This is a genomic window from Streptomyces sp. NPDC002911 (genome assembly GCF_053591835.1).
The window spans coordinates 56260-80422 of the sequence record NZ_JBSFUO010000022.1 but is presented as its reverse complement, the minus strand read 5'-3'; the positions used below and the strand labels follow the sequence as shown (position 1 = coordinate 80422).

At 71.0% G+C, this 24163-nt stretch carries 20 protein-coding genes and 1 pseudogene; 9 read left to right on the top strand and 12 right to left on the bottom strand.

Going from position 1 to position 24163, the window contains the following annotated elements:
• Window positions 1–317 precede the first annotated feature (317 nt).
• The gene (locus tag ACWD04_RS26420) at window positions 318–1472 is read left to right on the top strand and encodes an NlpC/P60 family protein (protein WP_451135944.1); all 1155 of its coding nucleotides are present in this window, start codon (window positions 318–320) and stop codon (window positions 1470–1472) included.
• 66 nt (window positions 1473–1538) lie between these two features.
• On the opposite strand, the gene ACWD04_RS26415 is transcribed toward ACWD04_RS26420, so the two are convergent.
• Window positions 1539–1892 carry a hypothetical protein gene (locus ACWD04_RS26415; protein WP_451135942.1) on the bottom strand — a complete coding sequence of 118 codons (354 nt, stop codon included), beginning with the start codon at window positions 1890–1892 and terminating at the stop codon, window positions 1539–1541.
• A 355-nt stretch (window positions 1893–2247) separates the two neighbouring features.
• On the opposite strand from ACWD04_RS26415, the gene ACWD04_RS26410 reads away from it, so the two are divergent.
• The 4 genes and pseudogenes from ACWD04_RS26410 (at window position 2248) to ACWD04_RS26395 (ending at window position 4699) form a co-directional block, all read left to right on the top strand.
• A complete protein-coding gene (locus tag ACWD04_RS26410) occupies window positions 2248–3300 on the top strand; it encodes an NlpC/P60 family protein (RefSeq protein ID WP_451135940.1) in 1053 nt (350 codons plus the stop codon).
• A 12-nt stretch (window positions 3301–3312) separates the two neighbouring features.
• A pseudogene (locus ACWD04_RS26405) lies at window positions 3313–3408 on the top strand (GNAT family N-acetyltransferase); the annotation flags it as partial.
• A gap of 110 nt (window positions 3409–3518) precedes the next feature.
• The gene (locus tag ACWD04_RS26400) at window positions 3519–3791 is read left to right on the top strand and encodes a transposase (protein WP_234363978.1); all 273 of its coding nucleotides are present in this window, start codon (window positions 3519–3521) and stop codon (window positions 3789–3791) included.
• Entirely contained in the window at window positions 3788–4699 is a 912-nt protein-coding gene (locus tag ACWD04_RS26395) for an IS3 family transposase (RefSeq protein WP_451135938.1), read from the top strand. Before ACWD04_RS26400 ends, ACWD04_RS26395 begins: the two co-directional genes overlap by 4 nt.
• Before the next feature lie 188 nt (window positions 4700–4887).
• Here the strand turns inward: ACWD04_RS26395 and ACWD04_RS26390 are convergent, their stop codons facing one another.
• The 3 genes from ACWD04_RS26390 to ACWD04_RS26380 all read right to left on the bottom strand — a co-directional run bounded on the left by ACWD04_RS26390 (window position 4888) and on the right by ACWD04_RS26380 (window position 8352).
• Entirely contained in the window at window positions 4888–6303 is a 1416-nt protein-coding gene (locus ACWD04_RS26390) for an AAA family ATPase (protein WP_451135936.1), read from the bottom strand.
• A gap of 61 nt (window positions 6304–6364) precedes the next feature.
• Window positions 6365–7060, bottom strand: coding sequence for a LuxR C-terminal-related transcriptional regulator (locus tag ACWD04_RS26385; protein WP_451135934.1), 696 nt, complete (start codon window positions 7058–7060; stop codon window positions 6365–6367).
• Window positions 7057–8352 (bottom strand): PspC domain-containing protein, encoded by a 1296-nt coding sequence (locus tag ACWD04_RS26380; protein ID WP_451135932.1) that lies wholly within the window; start codon window positions 8350–8352, stop codon window positions 7057–7059. The genes ACWD04_RS26385 and ACWD04_RS26380 overlap by 4 nt, the downstream gene beginning before the upstream one ends.
• A gap of 198 nt (window positions 8353–8550) precedes the next feature.
• Here ACWD04_RS26380 and ACWD04_RS26375 point away from each other — a divergent pair, with 198 nt between their 5' ends.
• The gene (locus ACWD04_RS26375) at window positions 8551–9894 is read left to right on the top strand and encodes a PspC domain-containing protein (RefSeq protein ID WP_451135930.1); all 1344 of its coding nucleotides are present in this window, start codon (window positions 8551–8553) and stop codon (window positions 9892–9894) included.
• Entirely contained in the window at window positions 9881–10147 is a 267-nt protein-coding gene (locus ACWD04_RS26370) for a hypothetical protein (protein ID WP_451135928.1), read from the top strand. The genes ACWD04_RS26375 and ACWD04_RS26370 overlap by 14 nt, the downstream gene beginning before the upstream one ends.
• Before the next feature lie 175 nt (window positions 10148–10322).
• On the opposite strand, the gene ACWD04_RS26365 is transcribed toward ACWD04_RS26370, so the two are convergent.
• The 5 genes from ACWD04_RS26365 to guaA all read right to left on the bottom strand — a co-directional run bounded on the left by ACWD04_RS26365 (window position 10323) and on the right by guaA (window position 16489).
• A complete protein-coding gene (locus ACWD04_RS26365) occupies window positions 10323–11615 on the bottom strand; it encodes an LAETG motif-containing sortase-dependent surface protein (protein WP_451135926.1) in 1293 nt (430 codons plus the stop codon).
• A 341-nt stretch (window positions 11616–11956) separates the two neighbouring features.
• Complete coding sequence (locus tag ACWD04_RS26360; RefSeq protein ID WP_451135924.1) at window positions 11957–12466, bottom strand: DoxX family protein; 510 nt, start codon at window positions 12464–12466, stop codon at window positions 11957–11959.
• 74 nt (window positions 12467–12540) lie between these two features.
• The gene (locus ACWD04_RS26355; protein WP_451135922.1) at window positions 12541–13809 is read right to left on the bottom strand and encodes a hypothetical protein; all 1269 of its coding nucleotides are present in this window, start codon (window positions 13807–13809) and stop codon (window positions 12541–12543) included.
• 129 nt (window positions 13810–13938) lie between these two features.
• The gene (locus ACWD04_RS26350) at window positions 13939–14694 is read right to left on the bottom strand and encodes an SAM-dependent methyltransferase (RefSeq protein ID WP_451135920.1); all 756 of its coding nucleotides are present in this window, start codon (window positions 14692–14694) and stop codon (window positions 13939–13941) included.
• Between the two features lie 208 nt (window positions 14695–14902).
• The gene (gene guaA / locus ACWD04_RS26345; protein ID WP_451135918.1) at window positions 14903–16489 is read right to left on the bottom strand and encodes a glutamine-hydrolyzing GMP synthase; all 1587 of its coding nucleotides are present in this window, start codon (window positions 16487–16489) and stop codon (window positions 14903–14905) included.
• 314 nt (window positions 16490–16803) lie between these two features.
• Here guaA and ACWD04_RS26340 point away from each other — a divergent pair, with 314 nt between their 5' ends.
• The gene (locus ACWD04_RS26340) at window positions 16804–17106 is read left to right on the top strand and encodes a chorismate mutase (protein ID WP_451135916.1); all 303 of its coding nucleotides are present in this window, start codon (window positions 16804–16806) and stop codon (window positions 17104–17106) included.
• Window positions 17107–17631: 525 nt separating this feature from the next.
• Complete coding sequence (locus ACWD04_RS26335) at window positions 17632–18666, top strand: LAETG motif-containing sortase-dependent surface protein (protein ID WP_451135914.1); 1035 nt, start codon at window positions 17632–17634, stop codon at window positions 18664–18666.
• 67 nt (window positions 18667–18733) lie between these two features.
• On the opposite strand, the gene ACWD04_RS26330 is transcribed toward ACWD04_RS26335, so the two are convergent.
• The 3 genes from ACWD04_RS26330 to ACWD04_RS26320 all read right to left on the bottom strand — a co-directional run bounded on the left by ACWD04_RS26330 (window position 18734) and on the right by ACWD04_RS26320 (window position 24152).
• Entirely contained in the window at window positions 18734–20572 is a 1839-nt protein-coding gene (locus ACWD04_RS26330) for a GMC oxidoreductase (RefSeq protein WP_451135912.1), read from the bottom strand.
• Window positions 20573–20622: 50 nt separating this feature from the next.
• On the bottom strand, window positions 20623–22260 hold the full coding sequence (locus ACWD04_RS26325) for a succinic semialdehyde dehydrogenase (protein WP_451135910.1): 1638 nt from the start codon (window positions 22258–22260) through the stop codon (window positions 20623–20625).
• Between the two features lie 233 nt (window positions 22261–22493).
• On the bottom strand, window positions 22494–24152 hold the full coding sequence (locus ACWD04_RS26320) for a protein kinase domain-containing protein (RefSeq protein WP_451135908.1): 1659 nt from the start codon (window positions 24150–24152) through the stop codon (window positions 22494–22496).
• Between the last annotated feature and the right edge of the window lie 11 nt (window positions 24153–24163).

Below are 24163 nucleotides of genomic sequence, written 5' to 3'. Positions count from 1 at the left end.
ACCGCCCGGAAAAGGTCACGAAAATGTATCGGGCATATCGAACATCAACCTTCACAGGGACACCGCGGGTTGGCTAGCGTGCTGCGACGGGTGCCCCGTACCCCCTTGAGGCGAACCGCGCCGCACGGGCACCCCCGCCGAATCCGTACTCCCCCGAAGGGTGGCGGAACCGGGGACCCACACGCAGCACCGGGGTGAATCGGCCCGTCTCCACCGGACCGTAGGGCAGCCTTCCGTTCCGCCCGAACCCTCCCCCAGTGCCTGAACGGCCTGGGGGGACCCCCATCACTAACCCGGTAGGCGGTCCACGGAAGGAGATGCCGGCCTTGGCGTCGCATCGCAAGCCCCGCACCCGTGTGCGCACCACCCCCGCCGTCGGTCTCACGACGGCGGCGCTCGCCTCCGCCACCCTGCTCTCCACGCAGAGCGCGACGGCCGCCCCCGCCGAGCCCAAGCCCAGCATCGAGGAAGTGCAGAAGAAGGTCGACGCCCTCTACCGGCAGGCCGGCACCGCGACGCAGCAGTACAACAAGGCGAAGACCGCGTCGGCCGAGCAGCGCTCCGAGGTCGACGGGCTGCTGGAAGCCGCGGCGAAGCGGGCCGACAAGCTCAACGAGACGCGCCGGGAGCTGGGCAACTACGCGGCCGCGCAGTACCGCAGCGGCTCGATCGCCCCGACCGCGACGTTCTTCCTCGCGGACGACCCGCAGTCGTATTTCGACCAGGACCAGCTGATGTCCCGGATGACCAGCCGACAGCAGAAGGCGGTCGCCGACTTCCGTACGCAGCAGAAGGAGGCGGCGGCGAAGCGCGTCGAGGCGACGAAGAGCCTGGAGACGCTCACCGAGTCGCAGGCCACTCTGCGCACCAGCAAGCAGCAGGTGCAGACGAAGCTCTCCGAGGCACGCTCGCTGTTGTCGAAGCTGACCGCCGAGGAGAAGGCGCGGCTCGCGGAGCTGGAGCGCAGGAAGGAAGCCGAGGCCGAGCGCAAGGCCGAGGAGCTGGCCCGGCAGCAGGCCGCCGCGAAGGAGGAGGCCGAGCAGGCCGCCGAGGAGGAAGCCACGCGGGAGGAGCCCGGCACGGGCACCGGGACCGGCGGCACGGGCTCCGACAGCGGCTACGCCTCGAAGGCCGAGAAGGTCCTGGCCTTCGCCGCCGCCCAGATCGGCAAGCCGTACGTCTGGGGGGCGACGGGTCCGTCCTCGTACGACTGCTCCGGCCTGACCCAGGCCGCCTGGAAGGATGCGGGCGTCGACCTGCCGCGTACCACCTGGGACCAGGTCGAGATCGGCACCCGGGTGGCCACCGCGGATCTGCAGCCGGGGGACCTGGTCTTCTTCTACGACGACATCAGCCACGTCGGCATCTACAAGGGCGACGGCATGATGATCCACGCACCGAAGCCGGGGGCCGACGTCCGCGAGGAGTCGATCTACTTCATGCCGATCTACGGCAGCGTGCGCCCGGCCTGACCCAGGACGCTACGCGAAGAAGGGGGCGGCCGACGGGCCGCCCCCTTGCCCGTCGCACTCGTCCGCTCAGGTCCAGAGCGTGGCGATGAAGATGTTGGCGACCGTCAGCCCGCCGACCGCGGCGAACGCGCCCTTGCCCGCCTTCTCCTCGTCCCGCTTCACATAGACGAGCGCCAGAATCACGATCAGGACCAGCAGCTTGATGCCGATCTTGATGTTGTTCACGCTCTGGTCGTCGGCCTGGTTGAGCCCGACCAGCGCGACACCCGTGACGAGCATGGTCAGCGCGCCGTGCAGCATGGCCGGGACGAACCGCGCCGTGCCCGCCCCCATGGCCTTCATCTGGGTCAGGAAGCCGCCCAGCAGGGAGGCGATTCCGATGATGTGCAGGGCCACGAAGACATTGATGAGTACGTCCATGACCGCAGCCTAACCGCGGCCCTATCACCATTCTCCGGCCAGGTGCGACTTACCGATGAGTGCACCGCGACTCTGCGCGAATTGCCGGACTCCAGTTGATTTTTCCGGTCAATCGAGGGAAACGAAACGGTACATGCGGGCAATAATTGTCATTACACCTCTTCCTCATGCGTCGGGTTTAGCCTCCCTCCCAAAGGACCGGCTCTGCACCTCCGCCCCCGTACCGGGCGGCGCCCCCGGTCGCCCCGCCAGGAATCCGGCGGCGGGCCGCTCCTCTGTGACGGTCCGCCGCCGGCCCCCTGCGGGCCCGCCGGTACCCCCCGGTGGGCAGTCGAACGGAAGGACGCACCACCCCGTGGCCGCCGATCGGAAAGCCGCTCACCGCAAGCCCAGGCAGCGCCTGTTCAACGGGCCTGCTGCCCGCACCGCGGCCTCCCTCGCCCTGGCGGGGGCGGCGACCGCGACGGCCCTCGAGGGCGCCGCTCAGGCCGATCCCCAGCTCACCACGGCCCAGGTCGAGGCCGAGGTCGACCGGCTGTACCACGACGCCGAGGTGGCCACCGAGAAGTACAACGGCGTGAAGGAGAGGACGGCCGCCTCCGAGAGGTCCCTCGACACCCTGCGCGACGAGGCGGCACGCAGGACCGAGCGCCTCAACACCGCCCGCGACGCTCTCGGTTCGTACGCCACCGCGCAGTACCGGAGCGCGGGCATCGATCCCGCCGTCCGGCTGGCCCTCTCCTCCGACCCGGACGAGTACCTGGAGCGCGCCTCCTACGAGGACCGGGCGAGCGACCGCCAGGCCGGCGCGCTCAACGGCGTGCGCCGCCAGATCAGCGACATCGCCCAGCTGCGCGCCCGGGCCCAGGACGAGCTCGCGGTCCTCACCTCCCGCCGGGCCGAGCTGAAGAAGCACAAGGACGCGGTCCGCACCAAGCTCGCCGACGCCCGGAAACTCCTGGCCACCCTCACCGCCGGCCAACGCGCCGCGTACGCGCGCTCGGCCGACGCCACGCACGGCGGCAGCGCCGTCCCGCGCGGCGGCGTGGCCGCCCCCAACGCCCGTGCGGCGCAGGCCGTCGCCTTCGCGTACGGGGCACTCGGCAAGCCGTACGTCTGGGGCGCCACCGGGCCCGCCTCCTTCGACTGCTCCGGCCTCACCCAGGCCGCCTGGCGGGACGCGGGTGTGTCCCTGCCCCGCACGACGTACACGCAGATCAACACGGGCCGACGCGTCTCCCGGTCCGAACTCGCCCCGGGCGACCTGGTGTTCTTCTACCCCGGGGTCACCCACGTCGGGCTCTACATCGGCGGCGGCCGGATGATCCACGCACCGCGCCCGGGAGCCCCCGTACGTATCGCGCCGATCTCCGAAATGCCTTTCGCCGGAGCGACCCGCGTCGCATAGGCTCCCGGGCTCATGGACACAGCCATTCAGCATGACGCGCGTACGAACACCCTCCGCTCCCCGGACCATTATCGGGTGGGGCCGTTCACGGTGCGCCACAATCCGGGCTGTGTCCCTCCCCTCGTAGCGTGGAGTCTGTGATTGCAGGGGACGTTGGGGTTCATGCGTTCCGAGCAGCGGACGTACACGCCTGAGTTTCGTGAGGGTCTGTACGCATCGTGATCGAGACGGGCAGGCCGATCCCGGAGGTCGCCGAGGAGCTCGGCGTCCACTCCGGCACGCTGCACAGCTGGGTGTCGCGGTGGCGGCGCAACGGGTCGGCGTCGTCCGACCGGCCGGCGGAGCCCGCGCCGGGCGGCCGGATGCGCGAGGCCGAGCGCGCCGAGCTGGAGCGGCTACGGCGGGAGATGTCGGAGAAGAACAAGCGGATACGCGAGCTGGAGATGGAGCGTGATGTCCTCAAGCGATGCATGGTCCTCTGGGTTAAGTGACCGAGACGGACCCGGCCGCCCTGGCCGCGTTCATCGGTAACCAGAGGACCGAGCACCGCGTCCCGCACCGTCTGGCCTGCCAGATCCTGGAAGTGTCGGAGTCCTGGTTCTACGAGTGGCGCCACAAGCCCACCACCGCGCGTGAGGTCCGGCGGGGACAGCTGGCCGACGCGATCACGGGGATCTTCGAGGGCTCCGGCGGCACCTACGGTTCCCCGATGGTCTGGCTCCTCCTGGTCCGCGCGGGATGGCGGGTCTCGGTGAACACCGTGGCCCGCCTCATGGCCGAACTCGGCCTGGTCGGGCGGGAGGTCCGCCACCGGCGTGGGCTGACCCGGCCCGGCAAACGGCCGGCGGCCCCGGACTTCGTGCGCCGTGACTTCACCGCGGACGCTCCGGACCAGGTGTGGTGCGGCGACATGACCGAGATCACCACCGGTGAGGGCAAGCTCTACCTGGCCACCGTCATCGACCTGTTCTCGCGTCGATTGCCCGGCTATGCGATGGGCGCCCGTCACGACGCCGATCTCGTCGTCGCCTCCCTGAACATGGCCACGGCCACCCGCGGCGGCGACGTCAGGGGCGTGATCTTTCACAGCGACCGCGGCAGCGAATACGTCTCCCGGCGCTTTCGCAGGTCCTGTCGCCGCCTGGGCGTGACCCAGTCCATGGGCCGCGTCGGGTCGTGTTTCGACAACGCCGTCAGCGAGGCGTTCAACAGCGTGCTCAAGGTCGAGTACGTCCACCGGCACACCTTCGCCACCCGCACCGAGGCCCGGCTGAGAATCGCGACCTGGATCACCGGCTTCTGCAACAACCGACGGCTACACAGCGTATGCGGGTACCACAGCCCGATCGACTACGAACGAGACCACCAGGCCGACCCCACCGTGGAGCTGGCCGCTTGAAAGATCTCCACAGCCCGAGGGGATTGACACGTCCCGCTCCGCGTCTGCCGTCAGTCCCCGCCGCAATCGGCCAGAAGTCGTCCTCCAGCTCTGTAACCGCCTTGCCGGCCGCTGTCCGGTCCCGCTTCAGCTTCGCCAGGACCTTCGGAGCGAGCACCGCCTTTGCCAGCTCCGGGTCGATCTCCGTGTCATCGTCGCCCGCCTCGGCCGCCGCCCTCGCCTCCGCCAGTGCGGCCTCCGCATCGAGGGCCGCCTTCACCTGGGCGTCCAGGTCCGCCTTCACCCGGTCCGCAGCCGCCAGCTCCTCCAGGAAGTCCGGTGCGATCGCGGCGACCACCTTGTGGGCGTACGCCTGGCGGCGTTCCGCCGCCGAGCGCTTGCGGCTGCAGTTTCCGCCCGATCTGCCCCGCCGAGAGTTTCGGTACGCCGCCGAACGCTCCCGCGAGGTAGGAGTCCGTGAGGTCCTCGTCCTCGCCCGGTTCCACATCGCTCAGCGGGTAGATCTCCGTGGCACCGTCCCGGTCCTTCTGCGTGAGCCAGATCTGGCCGGGTTCAAGCTGTCGGCCTCCCCTGGGCGCGCTCAGAAGCGACGGGTCATGGGAGGTGAAGACGAGCTGGGCGCCCTTGGTGTTGGCCCACGGTGCCTGGAAGAGCCGTACGACCTCCGCCGCGAAACGGGGATGCAGGCTGGCGTCGAGTTCGTCGATCAACAACACCGCACCCTCGTCCAGGGCGAGCAGGAGCGGGCCGATGAGAGCGAACCAGGAGCGGGTACCGAACGACTCGCGCTTCCAGTCGAACGGTACGGGCTCTTCGCTTCCACCACCGTGCAGGAGCCTGACCAGCGGCGCCTGGCCGGGCCGCTGCTCGACCTCGGCTCCACTGATGCCGAGATCCGCGACGCGCAACAGCTCCTCGATCCGCTCCCTGGACCGCTCGTCCAGCAGTCTGCGGGCGGTGAAGGCCTCGCGCTGTGCGATCTCGGTCTCCGGGGTGATGTCCCAGAGGTTCCGCTTGAACCAGTCGAAGATCCGGGTGAGCTGCTGGTGGTTGTCGTTGGCCGCCCGGGACAGCAGGAGCGCGTCGGGCCGGGTCATCCGGGCGAGCAGGGCGCGGTCATAAAGCCGGTCGCCGGGGAAGTCGAAGACCTTCTCCCGGCTCGCGTCACGGTCGAACCACACCTGGCGTCGGCCCTTGGGGTAGGCGTGCAGCCACTCGGACTCCACGCGCTGCGAGCCCAGTTCGAAACCGTAGGTCCAGCGGACCCCGTCATCGAGCACGAAGTCGGCCTCGTAGAAGGAGCTTTCGGCCTCGGCCTTGGGGTCCAGTGCGAACACATCGCGCGGGATCCCCTGGTAGGACGTCCACTCGCCGTACGAACTGAGCACGGCTTCGCGCATCTTCTTCAGGGCGAAGATCACATTGGATTTGCCGGACGCGTTCGCGCCGAAGATGCCCAGCAACGGATAGACCTGGAGTTGTTTCCCGTCGGACAACTCGACAGCCCGCGCAACGTCGGAATTCTCACCGGACGGTACGACGAAGGACAGCTCCTGCTCGTCACGCAGCGACCGGACGTTCGCCGTGCGAAAACCCAGCAGCATGCCGTCCTCCTCTCGTCGCGCACAGATTAACGGTGTGATCGTGTACGCGCCTACCCACGGCTCAGACCAGCCGCCGCGCCGTCGCCCACCGGGTCAGCTCGTGGCGGTTGGAGAGCTGAAGCTTGCGCAGCACGGCCGAGACATGGGACTCGACCGTCTTCACCGAGATGAACAGCTGCTTGGCGATCTCCTTGTACGCGTAACCCCGGGCGATCAGCCGCAGAACCTCGCGCTCGCGCTGCGTCAGCCGGTCCATGTCCTCGTCGGCCGGCGGGGCGTCCGTCGAGGCGAAGGCGTCCAGGACGAAACCGGCCAGCCGCGGCGAGAACACCGCGTCGCCGTCCTGGACCCGGAAGACGGAGTCGACCAGATCGGCACCGGTGATGGTCTTGGTGACGTAGCCGCGGGCGCCGCCGCGGATGACCCCGATGACGTCCTCGGCGGCGTCCGAGACGGACAGCGCCAGGAAGCGCACCGGGTTCTCGACCGCGCCCATCATCGGGGCGCAGCGCCGCAGCACCTCGACACCGCCGCCTCCCGGGAGGTGGACGTCGAGGAGAACGACCTCGGGGCGGGTCGCGGTGATCACCGTGACCGCCTGGTCGACGTCGGCGGCCTCGCCGACGACCTCGACCCCGGTCTCCTCGGTCCGGCCGATCTCCGCCTGGACCCCGGTACGGAACATCCGGTGGTCGTCGACGAGCACGACCCGTACGCGGCGCTCCGGCCCCCCGGTCACTTCGGTGTTCTCGGTCATGAGCTCGCCCTCTCCATCTCCAGCTCGACTTCCGTGCCCCCGCCGGGCACCGAACGCAGCCGCGCCGTACCGCCGTTGCGCTGCATCCGGCCGATGATCGATTCCCGTACGCCCATCCTGTCGTCCGGGACGGCGTCCAGGTCGAAGCCCGGCCCCCGGTCCCGTACGGAGACGAAGACCGTGCGGCCCTCGACCTCCGCGTACACCTGGACGGCGCCGCCCTCGCCACCGTACTTGGCGGCGTTGACCATCGCCTCGCGTGCGGCCTGCATCTGCGCCGCCAGTTTCTCGTCGAGCGGGCAGTCGCCGACGACGACGACCTCCAGCGGGACGCCGTGTTTGTCCTCGACCTCGGCGGCGGCGCGCTTGACGGCCTCGGCGAGGGCCGTCGGTTCCTCGGCCTCCTCCTTGCCGGTGCCCTCCGGGTTGTACAGCCAGTTGCGCAGCTCGCGCTCCTGGGCACGGGCGAGCCTGCGGACCTCACCGCCGTCGTCCGCGTTGCGCTGGATCAGCGTGAGCGTGTGCAGGACGGAGTCGTGGACATGGGCGGCGACCTCGGCACGCTCCTGCGCCCGGATGCGCATCAGGCGTTCCTCGGAGAGGTCCTGCGTCATCCGTACGAGATAGGGGCCCGCGAGCAGCGCGATGCCGGTGAGTACGGCGATGGCGGCGGTCAGCGCCGTGCCGAGCTGGGCCGCCGAGCCCCGCACCACCATGAAGGCGGCGAGGCCGAGGCCGACGAGCGCGACACCGGCCAGCCCGCGGGCCAGGTGCAGCACCCGGCGGTGGCGGCCGGCCTCCATCCAGCGGGCGCGGCGCGCGTTGTCTGCCTGGCGCCACACCAGGACCGAGCCGGCGCCGATCAGCAGCGCCGGCCAGACGTAACGGTCGGCCTCACTGCCCATGTCGACACTGCCGACGAAGATCACGGCGCCGATGAGCAGTGCGACCAGGGCGAACACCTGCCCCTGGTCCGGCTTGCGGAGCCTGCGCCGGCCGTCCGGGGCGGTCTCGAAGAAGGACCGCGGTGTCTCCACCCCTCCGACTCCGCCGACGCCGAGCGGTACGACGATCCAGAACACGGCGTAGAGAAGGGCGCCGAGACCGTCCGCGAAGAACAGGCCGAGGAAGACGAACCGGACCCAGGCGACGGGCAGCCCCAGATGCCCCGCGAGCCCGCGCGCGACGCCGCCGAGCATCCGTCCGTCGGCGCTGCGGTACAGCTTGCGCGGCGTCGGCTCCTCCGGGTCCGGGGCGTGCGAGCTCGTGGCTCTGGTCGTGGCTCCTGGCATGCACCGATCGTCACACGTTCCGGTCGGCCGTGGCATCAGGGTCTGCCCGGACACGACCCTGAGGACGAGGACGCACGGGCGCGGTCCTACGGGGCTCGGATCTGCCGACGGCCCCCAGGGTCTCCGGGGCGCGATATCAGGGATCGGCCAGGGTCGTCGCGGGTCCCGCGAGGGCGTACGGACCGTCACCATGGAGCCATGACCGTTCCCCAGGACGCCTCCCCCCGCGTCACGCCGCCCCCCGAGCCGGCGCCGCGGCTGCGGCGCAGCCCGCGGCAGAAAGTCGTGGCCGGTGTGTGCGGCGGGCTCGGCCGGTACTGCGACGTGGACCCGGTGATCTTCCGGATCGTGCTCGGCGTCCTCGCGGTGACGGGCGGCATCGGCCTGATCTTCTACGGCTTCGCATGGCTGTTGCTCCCTGTGGAGGGCGAGGACGAGAACGAGGCGCGCCGACTGCTGTCCGGCCGGGTCGAGGGCGCCTCTCTGATCGCCCTGCTGCTGTCCCTGGTGGGCTGCGGGCTGCTGCTGTCGATGCTGCACAACGGCGGGATGCTCGCCTTCGCCGCGATGCTGTCGTTGACCGTCATCGGCTTGTCGGTCTGGACGCAGCACCGCAGGACGGCCCCGTACCACCCGCCCCACCGCGCGCCGGGCACGACGGCGCACACCCCGGGAAGCACGGCGCACACCGCCGGCCACGGGGCGCCACCCGAGGTGAAGGCGCCGCCCACGCCGGGCAGCCCGTCCTGGTGGCGGGACCCGATCGTCAAGGACGGCACGACCGGCCCGCCGGGAACGGGCTACCTGTGGGGCCCCGCGGACGCGGCGCCCGAGGCGGCGGAGGCCGGCAGTCGCAAGCCGACGGCGGACGCCCCGTACCGCCCGCCCTACCGCGCACCGGGCCCCCGGGGCCCGCGGCCGATCGGCGGCCTCGTCTTCCTGCTCGCCCTGATCGCGGGCGGCCTGGGCACGGGGCTGAGCTGGGACACCCATCCGCTGGGGACGAGCCTGCAGATCGGCCTCACCGCGGCACTCGGGGTGTTCGGCCTCGGCCTGCTGGTCGCCTCCGTCCTCGGCAGGACCGGCTTCGGCACGATCCTGCTGGCCGTGATCACGGCGGGGCTGCTGGCGGGAGCTTCCGCCGTCCCGGGGAACATCGGCACCGACTGGGTCCGTAAGGAATGGCGCCCCGCCTCGGTCACATCGGTCCAGCCGCAGTACAAGCTGGGCGCCGGGGACGCGAAGCTCGACCTGTCCCGGGTCATCGTCCCGAAGGGCGGCACCCTGCGTACACGTATCGAGGTCGGGGCGGGCCGCGCGCTCGTCGTCGTACCGGAGGGCGTGACGGTGAAGGTGGACGCCGAAGCGGGCCTCGGCGACATCCAGTTCCCGTCCGACCAACGCGAGGACGTGGACATCGCCCCCGACCGGCGGACACGACAGACCATCCGGCCCGCTGAGAACAGCAAGCCCGCCGGCACCGTCGAGCTGGGCATGCGAATCGGCATCGGACAGCTGGAGGTCACCCGTGGCGCGTCATGAGTTCCGGCCGGGCCGCGCGCTGGCGGGCCTCGTCATGCTGACCCTGGCGGGCGGCTACGCAGCGGACGCGGCGGGAGCCTGGATCGTGCCGTGGACGTTCGTCGCCCCCGTGCTCCTCGGCGGCCTGTGGCTGGCGGCGACGGTGACCTGGGTGAGCTACCGGCTGCGGCGGCACCGTGACGCCCGAGGGGCGGCGGCGGAGAACCCGGCTGCGCCGGAGCCGTCGCGCGGCGGTTCCACCAAGGCTCTGTGACCGCCGTCGGCTGTCCGTACGCGGCAGGTCGTCGGCGGAGGGAGCACATCACGACCACCCACCTCGAGCCCACCGGTGCGGGCAGCGAGATCATCCGGTTCAACTCGGAGAGGACCACGCCGCCCGCCCGCCGGGCGGGCGGATGCGGGCGGCGTGGAGCATCGACGGGTGAACGTCAGCCCAGGCCCTGGGCCCGGCGGCGGCGCACGACGAGGACGGAGCCCGCGCCCAGGACCACCGCTGCGGCAGCCGCGCCCGCGAGCGACAGCGTCGTCGAGGAGGAGCCGGTGGCTGCCAGGTTGCCGCCTGTCGTCGTCGAGCCGTCACCTCCGGTCGTGGAGGAGCCGTTACCTCCGGTCGTGGAGGAGTTGGCACCCGTCGAGGAGGATCCGCCGTCGGTCCCACCGGCCGAGCTGCCGCCCGTGCTGTCCGTCGAGCCGGTCGTTCCCGTCGAGCCCGTCGTTCCCGTCGTTCCCGTCGTTCCTGTCGAGCCGGTCGATCCGCCGTCCGTCACATCCAGCGTGATGTCGGCCCCGTCGTTGGCCTTGTCGGGGTCGAACGGCCGCGCCTCGGTGCTGAGTGCCACCGAACCCTTGGCGCCGTCCACCTTCTTGTCGATCTTCAGCTGGAAGGTGTAGGTCTCACCCTCGCCCTCGTTGACCCACCTCTGACTGGTGCCGCAGACATACGCCTCGCCCTCGGCCTCGCAGTACCCGTGGGGCTTGACGACCGACGTTCCGGCGGGGGGCGTGATCAGGACCTTGAGGAGCGGGTCCCCCTCCCTGGTCAATGTCCAGGCGGGCCCGGCGTTGGTGAAGTTCGCCTTCAGCGTCACCGTGTCGCCGACGCGGCCCTTCAGGTCGGCGCCCGTCACCTGGTAGTCGGCCGTGTTGACGGAGGAGACCGGCACGTCGACGGCGTCCTCGGTGGCCTCGCCCCCGGTCGGATGCTCCACCAGCTCCACCGCCGGCGCGGTCCCGGCCACCGGCGGCGTGGCGGCATCGTCCAGCCCTGGTTCGGTGTCCCAGACGCTCACGCGCAGGTCGTCGTCGAGCGCGCGGTCCAGCGCCCTGATCGAGAGGGGCTTCTCGGGCGTGTAGGCGACACCGGGCTCCAGCGCCTGGTCGAACCCGCACACCACGTTCGACTTGGCGGTCATCTCGTCGTAGGAGGGGACCTGATGTGCTTGGCAGTTGGACGGTATCTCCGCGTAGTCGAGTCCCCGGGTGACGGAGTAGAAGACCCACGCCTCGTCGGCGGCCTTGGCACCCTTGTTGACGACGGTGACCGGCTGGTCGAAGCTGCTGCCCGGCTTCACGCCCTCGATCGGAGCGATGTTTCCTACGGCCAGATCGGCTGCGGCTTCCTCGGCGACGGCAGGCGTCGCACCCAGCGCGATCAGGCCGACAGCGCTCAGCGCGGCGACAGCGGTACAGGAGGTGCGGCGGATGTGGGGGGAAATCAGCATGGAGACCTCTGCGGAGCGCGAGTGAATGGATGGCTTCCTCTGGAGGAACGGTCCTTCAACATCCAAGACACCTGTCGGTGCCGAACGGTTGCGCGAGCGAGGGGGCCGCAGGGCCTTCGGACGGCAGGCGGCGGGTGCATGATGCCTGGGATCCCTCCAGCGGCGTCCGGGAAGTTGCCTCAGGGCACTGCCCCTTGAGGGCAGCGGGCACCCAACCGCGCCTCCCGGGCGGGGCATTCACCTTCGGAGCAGGAGCACTCCCACGTGCGGCTTCGATGCCCACTCCGGCGACCTCGAGAACGCCCTTCTCAGCCCCCTGTCCGGTGGCGACCGTGCCGCGCCTAGATCCGACCGCCCCGCCGGCTTCCCCGCAAGGCGTCCAGCGACCAGCAGGGCGCACCGGCCAGCACAAGCGGTACCCAGCAAAACATGTACGGGAGATCGTTGCCGTAGTAGTACGGCTCGGTCTGCCAGCTCACGGTCAGCCACAGGCTCAGCGAGATCAGCGCCCCGCCGAGGGCCGCGAGCCGCGCCCACAGGCCGACCAGGGTGCCGAGGCCGACGAGGAGCTCGCCGATCGCGATGGCGTAGCCGAAGCCTTCGGGGCTCTTCAGGGCCAGGTCGACGAGGCCCGGGATCGCCGCACCGTCGCGTACGGCGTTCATCATCTCGCCGATGGAGCCGGTGCCACTCGCCGACAGGAACGCGCTGTCGGTCAGCTTGTCGAGCCCCGCGTAGACGAACGTGACGCCGAGGAAGATCCGTAGGGGAAGGAGCGCGTACTGCCGTGCGCGGTCCCGGAGACTTCTCGGCTCGTCCAGCCCGTAGGAACCGCCCCTGTACCCATGCATCACTGCCCGCCTTCCGTCGGCCCGTCAACAGACCATACGTACGCCGGTTCGGTGCCGCTCACCAGGGATGCGGGTCAGTCCGTGACATCGATGAGGCAGGAACTCGTCTCCACGCCCGCCGCCGTGACGACCTGTACCTCCACGGATCCGGGTTCGACCTCGACGGGTACAGGCACGGTGAGCACCGTGTCCGCCGGATTGGCGAAGCCTCCGGTGACCGGGATCAGGGGTACGTGCACATGCACCGGACCGATTCTCACGACCACCCGTGCCAGCCGGTCGGGGCTGCCCGCGCCGGGCGGGACGAAGCCGGCGCCGCGGATCTCGATGTCGTCGCCGGTACGGATCGGGGCGTCCAGATCCCCGGCCTCCCGGGCGCGGACGACCGAGAGGATGACCGGCCGGCCCCCCTCCGCGTACTTCCCGGCGAAGTACGTCGCCGTCGAGACGGCCACCAGGACCGCCAGGCCCCACGGCAGATCCGGCAGTTGCTCGGGGCGGCGGGCCAGGCGGACCGCGGCGAACAGCACGGCGACGGCGCTGACCAGCACGTACTGCACATCGGTGAAGCTGCCGCGCCCGGAGTCGTCGGTCAGCAGATCCGCGGCCCGCGGGCGGTCGGCGCGCAGCTTCTGCAGTCGCTGGCCCAGCACGCGCACGGTCACCACCCGGCGTACGACGACGGCGACGGCGCACACCAGCGCGAGCACGGTCAGCACGCCGGCCGAGCGGACCAGGTCCAGGCCCTCGATCAGGGCGTCGCGGTCGGCGTGGTCGGACGCCCCGGCCAGTTGCAGCGCGAGGACGAGCACCGCGAAGACGGCGAGCAGCACCCAGGAGGCGGCGACGGTGCGCGAGGTGGAGAGCCGGTTGTCCTCCCCGATCAGCGGGGCGAGGAGGCCGCCGCGGGCCCGGTGGACACGGGCGGCGCCGGTCAGCAGGCCCGCCGTGACGAGTGCGGCGATCAGGCCCGCGGTGCGGGCCGTGGACCAGCCGGCACCGATGGCGGTGACGGCCTCGCCGATGACGAGCAGGGCGACGCCGCCCCAGACGACCACGAGGGTGCGCACCCAGAGCGTGTGGAGCCAGGCGTCACCGGCCTCACGGCTGCGTTCGGCGACGGTGCGGGCCGATTCGGTCAGCTCGTCCGACACCCACTGCCGGGAGGCGGACACGGACTGGGCGACGCCGGTGGGCAGCCCCTGCCCGGAGGCGAGTTCGTCCCGCTTGGTGAGGAATGCCTCCACCGCGCGCCGGTGTCCTTCGCGTGCTCCGTGCGGGCAGTCGCCGCACGTACAGCCACCGCCGTGCGCACTTTTCGCCCTAGCCTCGTCCAACGCCACGGAGAACGCCGCCCTTTCCCACCCCGGTAGAACCAACTCGCCTCTGATTTCTGCGAATTGTGCCGTACGGGGCACGTCCGTCCCGCATCGGGGCGGCTCGGGGGCGACTGCTGTACAGATGTGCGATTGTCAGGCGCTGAGCACGAGGTAGGCGAGGCCCAGCGTTCCGCGGTATCCGCCGTAGTAACCGGTGCGGCGGGCGTCGACGGCCTCGGTCACCGGGGCGTGCAGCCGGTGCCCGGGGTGGGCCAGTGCCCAGCGCTCGCCCCGGCCGATGTTGGCGGCGGACTCGAAGAGGTCCCACTCGCGCTGGTCGGCCACGGTCACCTGGAGCGGCCGGAGCCCTGCCGCCTCCGCCTGCCGGATCAGACCCAGGAGCGGGCCGAAGTCGTCCGGTTCCGCGCCGAGGCCTTCCAGCGCGGCGGGCGAGGGCTCGCGCTCCCAGAAGCCCTCCCCGAACAGCACCCGGCCCCCGGGCCGTACGGCGGCACGCAGGGATGTCAGCGCCTCCGGAGCGCCTCCGGGCCAGGCGTGCGAGGCGCCGATGCAGACGGCCAGGTCGTAGCCGTCCCCCGGGTACTCGGCGGCCGGCACCTCGTGGAACCGCACCCGGTCGGTGAGCCCGCGCTCCCCTGCCAGCCGAAGCCCTCGCGCGACGGCTTCCGGGTCGGTCTCGATGCCGTCCCCGGTGGACCCGGGCGCCGCTTCGACCAGGCGCGTCAGCAGCTCGCCCCAGCCGCTGCCGAAGTCGGCGATCCGTGCCCCGGGGGCGGGTGCGCAGGCGGCGATCAGCTGGGCGGCGTGCTCCTCGGACAGCGGGGTGTTCCAGGTGAGCGCGTCGTTGCCAGGGGCGGACAGGAGGGCGCGGACTTCTTCGGCAGACATGCCCCGAAGTCTGGCACGACAGGCCACCACCGACCATGAATTTTCTACGCGTCGAGTCGGGGCTCGGGTGCGGCACTCATGATTGCCCCCATGGGAAGTCTCGCCTCTCCAGCCCGCCGGGGAACTGTCCCGCGATATCCGGCGGGTACGCCGATGCCGCCGCCCGGACGAATGAGCGACGGCAGCAGCGTTGACCCTGCGGGGAGAGTTACTCCCACTCGATCGTCCCCGGCGGCTTGCTCGTCACGTCGAGGACGACGCGGTTGACGTCGGCGACCTCGTTGGTGATGCGGGTGGAGATCTTCGCCAGCGTCTCGTACGGCAGGCGCGACCAGTCAGCCGTCATGGCGTCCTCGGAGGACACCGGGCGCAGCACGATCGGGTGGCCGTAGGTCCGGCCGTCGCCCTGGACGCCGACGCTGCGGACGTCCGCCAGCAGGACCACCGGGCACTGCCAGATGTCGCGGTCCAGGCCGGCCGCGGTCAGCTCCTCGCGGGCGATGGCGTCGGCGTCGCGCAGCAGGTCGAGCCGCTCCTTGGTGACCTCTCCGACGATCCGGATGCCGAGGCCGGGGCCGGGGAACGGCTGGCGCTGGACGATCTCCTCCGGCAGGCCGAGCTCCTGGCCGACCATCCGGACCTCGTCCTTGAACAGCTGGCGCAGCGGCTCGACGAGCTGGAACTCGATGTCGTCGGGGAGGCCGCCCACGTTGTGGTGGGACTTGATGTTGGCGGTGCCGGTGCCGCCGCCGGACTCGACGACGTCCGGGTAGAGCGTGCCCTGGACGAGGAAGGCGACCTCCGGGCCGTCCTCCTGGAGGATCTCCAGCTGGGCCTGCTCGAAGACGCGGATGAACTCGCGGCCGATGATCTTCCGCTTCTGCTCCGGGTCGGACACGCCGGCCAGGGCGTCGAGGAAGCGCTTCTCCGCGTCGACGACCTTCAGCTTCGCGCCGGTCGCGGCCACGAAGTCCTTCTCGACCTGCTCGGTCTCGCCCTTGCGCATCAGACCGTGGTCGACGTACACGCAGGTGAGCTGGGAGCCGATGGCCTTCTGCACGAGGGCCGCGGCGACCGCGGAGTCCACGCCGCCGGAGAGACCGCAGATGGCGCGCTTGGTGCCGACCTGCTCGCGGATCAGGGCGATCTGCTCCTCGACGACGTTGGTGGTCGTCCAGGTCGGCTCGATGCCCGCGCCGCGGTAGAGGAAGTGCTCCAGGACCTGCTGGCCGTGCGTGGAGTGCAGGACCTCCGGGTGGTACTGGACGCCGTAGAGCTTCTTCTCGTCGTTCTCGAAGGCGGCGACCGGTACGACGTCCGTGGACGCGGTGACGGTGAAACCCTCGGGGGCGGCGGAGCAGGCGTCGCCGTGCGACATCCAGACCTGCTGTTCGGTGGGCGTGCCCTCGAAGAGGGTGGAGCCGGCCTTGGAGACGGCGAGCGAGGTGCGGCCGTACTCGCGGGCGCCGTTGTCGTCGACCGTGCCACCGAGCGTGGTGGCCATCAGCTGGAAGCCGTAACACATGCCGAAGACCGGGACCCCGGCCTCGAACAGCGAACGGTCGAGGCTGGGCGCACCCTCCGCGTACACCGAGGACGGACCGCCGGACAGGATGATCGCCCGGGGGTTCTTGGCCAGCATCTCGGCCACCGGCATCGTGGACGGGACGATCTCGCTGTAGACCCGGGCCTCACGGACGCGTCGGGCGATGAGCTGGGCGTACTGGGCGCCGAAGTCGACAACCAGGACGACGTCGGTCGTGGTGTCGGGGGCGGCGGGGGGTGCTGCGGGCACGGGGCGGCCTTCCGGCGGTGGAGAGGGGGTCGGTCCTCCCAATTCTACCGGCCGTGGAGCATCGCCCCGCCGGGCTCCCGTCTCACCATCCGGGCCCGGCGTGGACCCGGGCCCGGGACGGGGTCCATACTTGCCCCCATGCGTCAGCACACGACCTTCGTCTTTACCTATGGCACCCGGCCCGCCGGCTGCCATGGTCGTGCTGCTTGAGCAACTGACAAGCAACGTTCCAGGCGCCCCGGGCCGACAGGCCCGGGGCGCTCTGGCGTTCCGGGCCTGTCGCTCCGGGGGCCGCACCTCCTCAGGAGTCACTGATGAACAGCACCGCTCCCACGAAGACCGCCGCCGAGCGGACCGGCGCGCACACCGACGAGGCCGCCTCCCTGATCGGCGACGCCCGGACGCGCATCGACGCGCTGGACGACCGGATCATCGGCCTTGTCCAGGAACGGATGGCCGTCTCGGCGGTCATCCAGGAGGCGAGGATCACGTCCGGGGGGCGCCGGGTGAACCTCTCCCGGGAGATGGACGTCCTCAGCCACTACGGCGATGCGCTGGGCAAGCCGGGCACGGCCCTGGCCATGACGCTGCTGGAACTCTGCCGCGGCCGGGTGTGACGTACGGGAAGGCTGTACGGCCGTACCCGCGTTCGGGCCCGGCCTCACCCGTACGGCGGATGACCGGCCCACGGACGGCTTCGTTGGTCCTGGTGTCCGCGCCAGCCAGGGGCGGCAGCGGCAGGAATCCACGCGTGGCCACGCCGGGACGTGTGACGTACCGCAGGTGCGTCGTGGGACCACGACCCGGCGTGTGTGACCGGTCCGCAGGGGACAGCGGAACGGTCACCCCATGTGCGGCCGGTCCCGGGGACGCCCGGGACCGGCCGCCTTCGGACCTTCGTGCACGAGGCCCCCGGAGCTGAGGGGCGCGGCGCCCGACAGACACGCTCACCCGGCGCGGCCGGCCCAGGGGTGTGGCGGGCGCCACATAAAGATTCTGTGAAGTCGGGGACAACCGTCACGTGTCTTCACGGGTCATGCATGGCGAATACAACGGCTCGTACCGTCCCCACAGCGGCAGGCCCGTTCATTCCTTTCAGGTACCGCGGCCCACGCGGTGCCACGGACCCGCTGAGGCCCCAGATGAAGCTCCGCCGCACCCTGGCACTTGCTGCCGCCACCGCCGTCATAAGCCCGGTCGTCCTGCTCTCGGCGCCGTCCGCGTTCGCGGACCCCGCGACCACGACGACCGAGAGTGCCTCGCCCACGCCGAGCGGGACGCCGAGCGAGACGCAGAGCCAGACGCCGTCCCCGACGGCCGACCCTGAGAACACCGAGTCCGCCTCACCGTCCGCGACGGTCGCTCCGGAGGCCACGGAGTCGTCCGAGGGCACCACGCTCGGAACGACCTCCCCGACCCCGACCGCCGGGGAGTCCGAGACGGCGTCCGCCACGCCCACGCCCAGCGCTCCGGAGTCCGAGGACGAGGAGGACGAGGGGGACGTGGAGCTCGGCGAGTGCGAGCCCCGTCCGCTGGAGCTCTCCATCAACGGCCTCTCCGGCAAGATCGTCCGGGGCGGCGGCTGGGACCGGTTCACCTTCAACGTCTACAACGACTCGAAGACCACTGTGAAGAACGTCGCGTTCTTCGCGGGTGCCGCCGCCGACAAGGCGGGCGCGCAGCTCTTCACCACCAAGCAGGTCCGGCTCCAGGCTCTCGACGAGGCGGAGGGCACCTGGGAAGACCTGGAGGACGGGGACACGTCGTCCGGTTACGTCGGCCGGACCGACGAGATCAAGCCCGGTTACGAGGTCGACATCGACCTGCGCATCAAGGTGCGGGCGAGCGCCCCGGTAGGCGCGGGCTTCAGTCTCGGCGGCGGGCTCGTCTTCGGCGAGGACATCGAGGCCGGCCCGTGCTTCACGGACGTCGCGTACAAGTTCCAGATCGTCAAGGCCGGTGACGAGGACGGCACGAAGCCCCAGGAGGGCGGCAAGGTACCCGTGCCCGACACGAAGCCGGCCGTCGACACCACCGAGGTCACCGGCAGCCTCGCCGAGACCGGTTCGTCCTCCAGCACATCGGTGATCGCCCTCGCGGGCGGCGCGGCCGTGGTGCTGGGTGCCGGCGCGATGTTCCTCGTGCGACGCCGCAAGAACGCCGGCGCCGCCGCGTAAGGCGTCGTCAGCAGTACGTGGAGGGGCTGCACTCGGAGGGGGGTGCAGCCCCTCCGCGTCGCCCGGCTCAGGACTCGGACGCGACCGTCTTCGGTGGCACCACCGGTATGCCCAGAAACGGCAGCTTCAGGGCGCCGAACGCCTCCTCCGGCACGGCGGGCGTCTTCGGCTCGACCGCGGCCAGCCGCTCGTACGCCGTGTCCTGCGCCGGTCGCGGGTCCGTCTCACCCTTGTTGGGCCAGAAGGACATCGCGCGCTCCGCCTGCGCCGTGATGGTCAACGACGGGTTGACACCGAGGTTGGCGGAGACCGCGGATCCGTCGACGACGGAGATGCCCGGGTGCCCGTACAGCCGGTGGTACGGATCGACGACGCCCTCCTCCGCGCTCGCTCCGATCGGGCAGCCACCGAGGAAGTGCGCGGTGAGCGGGGTGCCCATCAGCTCACCGACGTTCGATCCGGCGAAGCCGTTGATCTCCTGGGCGAGCAGCGTCGCACCTCGGGTCGCCTCCGCGATCTGCGTCGGGTTGGGCGCCCCGTGGCCCTGTCGGGCGGTGAGCAGGCCCTTGCCGACGCCGCTTGGCTTGCGGTACGCGACCAGGGAGTTGTCCAGCGACTGCATGACGAGACCGATGATGGTCCGTTCCGACCACCGCCGGTTGGACAGCGAGCGCATCAGGAGCCACGGGTGCCTGGCCACGTTGCCGAACCAGCTCAGCACCCGGTGGGTGCTGTAGGGCACCTGGAGGATGGTCAGTGCCCCCATCGCGTTGGAGCCCTTGCCGTAACGCACCGGCTCGATATGGGTGTTCTCGTCGGGGTGGATCGACGAGGTGATGGCGACACCCTGGGTGAAGTCGGCCTTGGCGGTGCCGTGCTTCCTGCGGTAGCGGCGGTCGCTGGTCTGCGCCCCCACGAGACCTTCGGAGTTGGTGCGGGTCAGCTCACCGAGCCGGGACGACAGCCGGGGCAGCAGCCCTTCGTCCTTCATCGTGTGCAGCAGGGTCTGCGTGCCGTAGGTACCTGCGGCGATGACCACCTTCCGGGCGCGCAGCACGGACGGTGCCGCCTTGCGACGCCGGTGCGTGGGCACGGTCGACACGTGGTAGCCGCCGTCCGGGCCGTCCGTGACCGCGACGACGGACGTCATCGGGTGGATGACGGCACCGGCCTTCTCGGCCAGGTAGAGGTAGTTCTCGTTGAGGGTGTTCTTCGCGCCGTGACGGCAGCCCGTCATGCATTCGCCGCACTGGGAGCAGGCCTTGCGGGCGGGGCCCGCGCCGCCGAAGTAGGGGTCGGCCGCCTCCCCGCCGGGCTTCGTGCGCGCCGCGCCGTCGGCGTCCTGGCCGTCGCCGAAGAAGACGCCGACCGGTGCGAGATGGAAGGAGTCGCCGACGCCCATGGTCTCGGCCACGGCCTTGAGGTGGACATCCGCCGGGGTCACGGTCGGGTTGAGTCGTACTCCGAGCATCCGCTTCGCCTGGTCGTAGTACGGCGCGAGCTCGTCCTTCCAGTCGGTGATGCCGGCCCATTGGCGGTCCTCGAAGAACGACGTGGGCGGCACGTACAGCGTGTTGGCGTAGTTGAGGGAACCTCCGCCGACACCCGCGCCTGCCAGCACCATCACCTTGCCCAGCAGATGCACCCGCTGGATTCCGAACAGGCCGAGCGCCGGGGCCCACAGATAGTTCTTGATGTCCCAGGAGTTCTTGGGCAGGGTCGCGCGCGTGAAGCGGCGGCCCGCTTCCAGGACGCCGACCCGGTACCCCTTCTCACTCAGCCGCAGGGCCGAGACCGCGCCGCCGAAGCCCGAGCCGACGACGAGGACGTCGTAGTCGTACGCGTCGTCGTCCGCCGCCGGAGCGGACGGGCCGGCCTGATTCTGGGCAGGGCTGTCCTGGGACATGGCTCTCCTCGGTACGAAAAGGACAGATAGGTGGTCGCTGAGGGGGCAGCTCAGCGCAGCCGGAAGGCCTTCATCGCCTTGAGGCTGCGGCTCATGAAGGCGGCGTACTTCTCGTCGTCCATCCCGAAGGCCGGGGCGAGGGGGATCAGCCGCTGCTGGGCGACCGTCTGCGCTTCGGTGTACTTCAGGATGCCCTCGGAGCCGTGCCGCCGGCCGAGGCCGGAGTCCTTCATGCCTCCCATGGGCGACTGGACGCTGCCGTACGCGGGTGCGTACCCCTCGTTGATGTTGACGGTGCCGGTCCGCAGCCGCGCGGCCACGCGGTGGCCGCGCCCGGAGTTCTTCGTCCATACGCTGGAGTTGAGGCCGTACGGGGTGGCGTTGGCGAGGGAGACGGCCTCGTCGTCGTCGCTGAAGCGGTAGATCGAGACGACCGGGCCGAAGGTCTCCTCGCCGCAGACGGCCATGGGCGCCTCGACGCCGTCGAGGATGGTCGGCTCGTAGAAGAGCGGGCCGATGTCGGGGCGGGCGACACCGCCCGCGACGAGCGTGGCGCCCTTCTCCACCGCTTCGGCCACATGCCGGCTGACGGTCTCCAGCTGCCGCTCGCCGACGAGGGAGCCCATGTCGGCGCCGTACGCGAGGGCATTACCGAGCCGCATGGCCTTCGTACGGGCGGCGAAGCGTTCCACGAAGTCGTCGGCGACCGACTCGTGGACGTACAGCCGCTCGATGGAGATGCAGAGCTGCCCCGCCGAGGAGAAGCAGGCGCGGACGGCGCCCGCGGCGGCCTTCTCCACATCCGCGTCCTCCAGGACGAGCATGGCGTTCTTGCCGCCGAGCTCGAGGGATACGCCGACGAGCCGGGCAGCTGCGCCCTGGGCGACCTCACGGCCGGTGCGGGTGGAGCCGGTGAAGGAGACGTAGTCGGCGCGGCTGACGATCTCGGGGCCGACGACGGGGCCCTCGCCCAGGACCACTCGGAACACCTCGGCGGGCAGACCCGCCTCGACGAGGAGGTCGCGGGCCCACAGGGCAGTCAGCGCGGTCTCCGTGTCAGGCTTCATCACGACGGCGTTGCCGGACACGAACGCGGGCAACGCGTCGCCGACGGACAGTTCGAGCGGGTAGTTCCAGGGGGCGATCTGACCGATGACCCCGCGTGGCTGGCGCAGTTCGGTGACCTTGGTGAGGGTCGGGATCGCCCCGGTGTGCCGCTTCGGCCTGAGGTAGGAGGCGGCCTTGCGCCCGTAGTGCCGGGCCGCGACGGCGACGGCCTGCACCTCCTCGTGGGCGTGCAGCCGGGCCTTGCCCGTCTCCAGCTGGATGAGATCGAGGACCTCGGACTGGCGCTGCAGGACCAGGTCGTGGAAGCGAAGCAGCACGGCGGCCCTGGCCCGGACGGGGGTCGCGGCCCAGGACGGCTGGGCGGCGCGGGCGCGCTCGAAGGCCGCTTCCACGTCCTCGGGGGTGGACTCGGGCAGGTCGGCCAGCTTCTCCCCGGTGAAGGGGCTGTGGTTGGCCGTGCGGCCGGAGCCGACGACGTCACGGGTCAGCTGGGCGATCACCTCTGGGGTGACCACGTCGGCGGCGGTACGCGCGCCCGCCGGGGAGGCGGCCACCGGATTGGTGCCGACGCGGGTGCCGGAGGCGGCGGAGGTGGTCGTGGAGGCCTGCGAGTCCGTCATGAGGGCGAGAGTATGTCCACCCGCCCACTTTGGGTACCCGTGGGTAACAGGTTTTCACAGACCCCGCCAGAGACTCCTGCCGCGCCCGGTCATACAGCCAGTGATCACTGGCTGTATAAGCGCTGATCAGGGGCGATGCACCGCCCCTGTTGGATCGGGCGTCAGGAATAGTGAATCTTCAGCCGCTCGGCCACCTCGGCGCGGATTTCCTTCGCCCTCCCCGGGATCACACCTCAGCCCGTCTGCTCCGGCGGTTCCCAGCTGCGCAGCATCGTCTCGAACAGCTGCCGGGTCTCGTCGCGGTCCCCGTCCGGCCCCGTCAGGTAGAGCGCGTACTCCGGGCCGCCCGTCTCGGCGAAGTACATCTGGTCGATGCCGTGGCGCGGGCCCGGGTGGTCCTTGGACTCGACCCAGGTGAACTCCCAGCGGGATCCGGGGCGGTCGCGGAAGACGTTCTCCTCCAGCGTCAGACGCCGGTAGTCCGGCAGACGCGCGGCCAGGTCCTTCTCGATGCTCTGCATGTGCGCGTACGAGTGGGCGAAGTCGGGCAGCGGATCGAGGCTGATCCGGATGCGGTGCGCGCCGTTGTCGGGGGTGTAGTCGATCTGGCCGCTGTTCACCTGCCGCTCCCAGCCGTCGGGGACGGCGAGGCTGAAGCCCTCGGGGTCGTCGACCCGGTTCCAGCCGTCGGGTATCTCGTTCAGGACGGGCTCGTCCCCCTTCTCGCCCCCTTCCCCGGCCGGGGCATCGGCGGCGGAGGCGGAGGCGGTAGGCACCTGCGCCGGGCCGGTGGTACTCCGGTCCGCCGCGCCTCCGCTGCCGCCCCCCGCCTTCATCACGACCAGGCCCGCCGCGCCGCCGATGAGGGCGGCCGCCGCGACGACCAGCAGGGCGGTGCGCCACCGGCCCCGGCTGCGCCGGGTGATGGGCGCCGAGGTGTGCGGGGGCACGGGCGGCAGGGGCAGGTGGGCGGTGGAACCGTCCGGGGTGGAGAAGGTGCGCAGGTCGTCCTCGGACACCCGCTGCGTCGGCACGTGCGCCTGCGCGGCACGGGGCTTACGCCCCTCCATCGCGTCCAGCAGCATGCGCTCGGCCTCCTCGGCCGTCGGACGGTCCGCGGGGTCCTTGCGCAGCAGCGCGGTGATCACGGGCGCCAGCGCGCCGCCGCGCAGCGACGGCGGCGGTTCCTCCGCGACGACGGCCTGCATGGTGGAGATCGGGGACGTACGGCGGAAGGGCGAAGTCCCCTCGACGGCCGTGTAGAGCGTGGCCCCCAGCGACCAGAGGTCGGACGCGGGGCCCGGGTCGCCGCCGCGCACCCGCTCGGGTGCCAGATAATCGATGGAACCCACCAGTTCACCTGTCCTGGTGATGGTGGAGTCGCCCTCGATCGCGGCGATCCCGAAGTCGGTCAGCAGGACCCGGCCGTCCCTGGCGAGCAGGACGTTACCCGGCTTCACGTCCCGGTGCAGGACACCGGCGCCGTGCGCCGCCCGCAGGGCGCTCAGCACCTGGAGCCCGATCCTGGCCGCCTCGCGCGGCTCCACCTCGCCCGACTCCTTCGTCGCGTCGGCGAGCGAGGGCCCGTCGACGTACTGCATGACGATCCATGGGCGGTTGTCGTACTCGATGACGTCATGCACGGTGACGACCCCGGAGTGCGTGATCCGGGCCGCCGCGCGCGCCTCCTTCTGCGTGCGGGCGTGCAGCACGGCCCGGTCCGCCTCGGCGACGTACAGCCCGGCCGTCAGCTCCTTGACCGCGACGGTCCGGTGGAGCACCTCATCATGTGCGCGCCACACCTTGCCCATACCGCCGCGGCCCAGGACGTCACCCAGCCGGTAACGCCCGGCCAGTACGATTCCCGCGTCCGTTCCCTGCGCGTGTTCCACGTGTGTCCTCG

Bases quoted from the DNA above. Each gene is read 5' to 3' on its own strand.
- ACWD04_RS26420 (WP_451135944.1), top strand. From the start codon at position 318: ATGCCGGCCTTGGCGTCGCATCGCAAGCCCCGCACCCGTGTGCGCACC.
- ACWD04_RS26415 (WP_451135942.1), bottom strand. From the start codon at position 1,892: ATGGACGTACTCATCAATGTCTTCGTGGCCCTGCACATCATCGGAATC.
- ACWD04_RS26390 (WP_451135936.1), bottom strand. From the start codon at position 6,303: ATGCTGCTGGGTTTTCGCACGGCGAACGTCCGGTCGCTGCGTGACGAG.
- ACWD04_RS26385 (WP_451135934.1), bottom strand. From the start codon at position 7,060: ATGACCGAGAACACCGAAGTGACCGGGGGGCCGGAGCGCCGCGTACGG.
- ACWD04_RS26380 (WP_451135932.1), bottom strand. From the start codon at position 8,352: ATGCCAGGAGCCACGACCAGAGCCACGAGCTCGCACGCCCCGGACCCG.
- ACWD04_RS26375 (WP_451135930.1), top strand. From the start codon at position 8,551: ATGACCGTTCCCCAGGACGCCTCCCCCCGCGTCACGCCGCCCCCCGAG.
- ACWD04_RS26365 (WP_451135926.1), bottom strand. From the start codon at position 11,615: ATGCTGATTTCCCCCCACATCCGCCGCACCTCCTGTACCGCTGTCGCC.
- ACWD04_RS26360 (WP_451135924.1), bottom strand. From the start codon at position 12,466: ATGCATGGGTACAGGGGCGGTTCCTACGGGCTGGACGAGCCGAGAAGT.
- ACWD04_RS26350 (WP_451135920.1), bottom strand. From the start codon at position 14,694: ATGTCTGCCGAAGAAGTCCGCGCCCTCCTGTCCGCCCCTGGCAACGAC.
- ACWD04_RS26340 (WP_451135916.1), top strand. From the start codon at position 16,804: ATGAACAGCACCGCTCCCACGAAGACCGCCGCCGAGCGGACCGGCGCG.
- ACWD04_RS26335 (WP_451135914.1), top strand. From the start codon at position 17,632: ATGAAGCTCCGCCGCACCCTGGCACTTGCTGCCGCCACCGCCGTCATA.
- ACWD04_RS26330 (WP_451135912.1), bottom strand. From the start codon at position 20,572: ATGTCCCAGGACAGCCCTGCCCAGAATCAGGCCGGCCCGTCCGCTCCG.
- ACWD04_RS26325 (WP_451135910.1), bottom strand. From the start codon at position 22,260: ATGACGGACTCGCAGGCCTCCACGACCACCTCCGCCGCCTCCGGCACC.